Below are 3,591 nucleotides of genomic sequence, written 5' to 3' on the forward strand. Positions count from 1 at the left end.
GCGCCCGCGCCCGCGCCGTCGAGCGCGCCCAGGCGCCCGAGGCCGAGACCGTGGTCCAGGCCGACGGCCTGCGGATCCAGTACCCGGGCCGGCTCGGCCGACCCGGCTTCGTCGCGGTCGACGGCGTCTCCTTCCGCATCCGTGCGGGCGAGGTGCTCGGCCTCGTCGGAGAGAGCGGCTCGGGCAAGACCACCATCGGCCGGGCGATCGCCGGCCTCACGCCGGTGACCGGCGGATCGCTGCGGGTCCTCGGCAAGGAGATGCGCGGCATCCGCGAGCGGGCCTTCCGTCCGGTGCGTGGCGATATCGGCTTCGTGTTCCAGGATCCGGCGTCGAGCTTCAATCCGCTGCTCACGATCGCGGAGTGCGTGGCCGAGCCCCTGATCGTGCACGGCCGGGCCGGCGATGCCTCCGCTGCGCGGGCGCGCGTCGACGAGCTGCTCGAGGCCGTGCAGTTGCCCCGATCGTACGGCGACCGGTACCCGCACGAGCTCTCCGGCGGCCAGCGCCAGCGCGCCAGCCTCGCGCGGGCGCTCGCGCTCGAGCCGACGCTGCTGATCGCCGACGAGCCGACCTCGGCGCTGGACGTGTCGGTGCAGGCCCGGGTGCTTGAGCTCTTCGCCGAACTCCAGCGCGAGTTCGGCTTCGCCTCGCTGTTCATCAGCCACGACCTGGCCGTCGTCGATCTGCTCGCCGACCGGATCGCGGTGCTCTACCGCGGCGAGCTGGTCGAGGAGGGCACGGGAGCCGAGGTGCTCGCCGCGCCGAAGCACCCCTACACGCAGCGTCTGCTCGCCTCCCTGCCCGTGCCGGACCCGGCGGAGCAGGCCGAGCGCCGTGAGCTGCTGCGCAGCATCACCGAGGCGGAGCGCCGAGCGTGAGCCGCCCGGTCGAGGATCCGGCGCCGATCGTCGTCGACGACCTCAGCGTCGAGTACCCGCCGCGCGGCATCAGCAGCCGGTGGACGGCGCTGCGGGGCGTCAGCCTGCGGGTCGAGCCGGGGGAGGTGCTCGGGGTCCTCGGCGGGAGCGGTTCGGGCAAGTCGACGCTCGCGCGCGTGCTCGGCGGGGACGGTCTCGGCACCGCCGGCGGCCGCACACGCCCCGTGATCGTCGGCGGGGACGCGACCGTCGCCGGGCACCGCCTCCGCTCGCTGCCTGCGCGCGAGCTCAAGCGCTTCACCGTCGACGTGGCGCACCTGGCGCAGGACGCCGGCGCGGCGCTCCGCCCCGAGCTGACCGTCTCGGAGCTGATCGCCGAGCCGATCTTCCTCCGCGACCGGCACTACGACCCGCGCGCGGCCGGCGTGCGGGTGGCGACGCTGCTCGATTCGGTGCACCTGCCACTGTTCCTGCTCGACCGCTACCCCTACGAGCTGTCGAGCGGCCAGCGACAGCGGGTCGCCATCGCCCGTGCGCTCGTGCTGGGCCCGACGGTCCTCATCGCCGACGAGCCGACCTCGGGCATCGACGCGACGGTCCGGGAGTCGATCGTCGATCTGCTCACCGATCTGCGCCGACAGGAGGGGTTCGCGGCCGTGGTCGTCAGCCACGACATCGACGTGCTGAGCCGCGCGACCGATCGGATCGCGGTGCTGGTCGGAGGCGAGGTCGTCGCTTACGGCCCGCTGCTCGATGTGCTGATCGAGGCGCGCCACCCGTACGTGCGCGAACTCGGAGCCGCGTTCGCCGAGTACGAGCGCTTCGACGCCTCGCGGGCGCAGCGCGTCGAGGCGGTGGAAGGATGACGGTGCCACGGATCGCGGTGCTCCCGCGGCCCAAGCCGGTGTTCGCCGAGGCGATCGAGGCCGGCGGCGGAGTCGTGGTCGGCCTCGATGACGATCCCGACGCACTGCTCTGGCTCTCGTACGGGCGACTCGACGAGCTGGCGGCCGCGCTGGAGGAGCACCCGTCGATCCGGTGGGTGCAGCTGCCGTGGGCGGGAGTCGACGTCTTCGTGCCGCTCCTCGCCTCCGCCCGCGCGGACCTCGTCTGGACCAGCGCCAAGGGCGCCTACGCCGAGCCGGTGGCCGAGCACGCCCTCGCGCTGGTGCTCGCTCTGCTGCGCTCGCTGCCCGAGCGGGCGCGCGCCGACTCGTGGGGCGCGAAGCGCGCGGTCACGCTGCACCGCGCCTCCGTCGTGATCGTGGGAGCCGGGGGCATCGCCCGCGAGCTGTTGCGGCTGCTCGGCGTGTTCGACTGCCGCGTGAGCGTGGTGCGCCGCGGCGAGGAGCCGGTGGAGGGGGCGGCCCGCACAGTTTCGAGCGACCGGCTGGCGGAGGTGGTCGCCGATGCCGACGTGCTCGTGCTGGCGGCTGCGGCCACGCCCGGGACCGAGCGGATGGTCGACGCGGGCCTCCTCGCGCGGCTGCCCGAGCACGCGGTGCTGGTGAACGTGGCGCGGGGGACCCTGGTCGACACCGACGCTCTCGTCGCCGCGCTGGCCGAGGGGCGCCTCGCCGGTGCGGCTCTCGACGTCACCGACCCCGAGCCGCTCCCGGATGGGCATCCGCTCTGGAGCGAGCCGCGCTGTCTGATCACCCCGCACAGTGCCGACACCCCCGAGATGACCTCGCCGCTCCTGGCGGAGCGCGTCCGCGCCAATGTCGCCGCTGTGGCCGCCGGCTCGCCACTGCTCGGCCGCGTCGATCCTCGCGCCGGCTACTAGCGCGTGCCCCGGGAGGCGGGCCGATTTTGCGTTCACGGAGAGTTTGCTAAAGTAGTAGCGCGCTGATCGCCCCCGGGTGGTCGGATGATCCTCGATAGCTCAATTGGCAGAGCAATCGGCTGTTAACCGGTAGGTTCTTGGTTCGAGTCCAAGTCGGGGAGCGAAGGGCCTGAGACTCCACTCTCGGGCCCTTTTTCATGCCCGGGGGCGCTCGCCCGCCCGTGTGCATCCGTGTGCGCGTGCCGGTCCCTGTGCACCCGCCAATTCTGGCGTCGACGATCGGAGGCGCAATGCGCGAGGACGTGCTGGCACTGCTCCGCCGTCGCCCCGACGTCGAGGCCCCCGCGCTGGTCGCCGTGGACGCGAGCGATCGCCTCCTGCTCGATCTCGCCGCCGATCGCGGCCGCGTCGCCGTGATCGGCGACGCCTACGGAGCGCTGAGCCTCGCGCTCGCGGCCGACGGAGCCTCCGTCCGCGTCGTGCAGGACTCGATCACCGCCGAGCGCGCGCTGGCCCTCAACGCGGAAGCGGTGCGCGCGGCGGGAATCGTGCTCGCGCCGATCGACACGGTCGACTCCGTCGCCGAGGCGGTGCGCGGCGCGGAGACGGTCCTGCTGCGTCTCCCGCGCTCCCTCGACGCCCTCGCGGCGATCACGGCCGACGTCGCTCTCGCCGCTCCCGGAGCGGCACTGACCGGCGCGGGGCGGATCAAGCACATGACGCACGCGATGAACGGCGTGCTCGCCGAGCGCTACGAGCGGGTCGACGTCAGCCTCGCCCGGCAGAAGTCCCGCGCGCTGATCGCGAGCGGCGCCCGCTCCGAGCAGCCCGCGGCTCCGGCTCCCGAGAGACGCCGCCTCGACGAGTTCGGGTTCGACGTCGTCGCGCTGCCGGGCGTCTTCGCCGGCGCCCGGCTCGACCTCG

Annotated in this window: 4 protein-coding genes and 1 tRNA gene; all 5 read left to right on the forward strand. The window is 73.8% G+C overall.

The genetic code is table 11. The features are described 5' to 3' along the window. Positions 1 to 881: ABC transporter ATP-binding protein (locus tag ACH61_RS14495; RefSeq protein WP_153038912.1), on the forward strand; the 881-nt coding region annotated here is incomplete at its 5' end. Continuing rightward, positions 878 to 1,747: an ABC transporter ATP-binding protein gene (locus ACH61_RS14500; protein ID WP_068213391.1), complete on the forward strand. Its 870-nt coding sequence runs from the start codon at positions 878 to 880 to the stop codon at positions 1,745 to 1,747. The genes ACH61_RS14495 and ACH61_RS14500, both read left to right, overlap by 4 nt. Next, positions 1,744 to 2,667, forward strand: a complete 924-nt coding sequence (locus tag ACH61_RS14505) for a D-isomer specific 2-hydroxyacid dehydrogenase family protein (protein WP_132504199.1) — start codon at positions 1,744 to 1,746, stop codon at positions 2,665 to 2,667. The genes ACH61_RS14500 and ACH61_RS14505 overlap by 4 nt, the downstream gene beginning before the upstream one ends. A gap of 88 nt (positions 2,668 to 2,755) precedes the next feature. Further along, positions 2,756 to 2,828: transfer RNA gene (locus tag ACH61_RS14510), tRNA-Asn, on the forward strand. Positions 2,829 to 2,957: 129 nt separating this feature from the next. After that, a partial coding sequence (locus ACH61_RS14515) for a 23S rRNA (guanine(1835)-N(2))-methyltransferase RlmG (RefSeq protein WP_461786699.1) occupies positions 2,958 to 3,591 on the forward strand: 634 nt, incomplete at its 3' end.

The sequence above is a fragment of the Rathayibacter tanaceti genome (assembly GCF_001634385.1).
GTDB classification, from domain to species: Bacteria; Actinomycetota; Actinomycetes; order Actinomycetales; family Microbacteriaceae; genus Rathayibacter; species Rathayibacter tanaceti.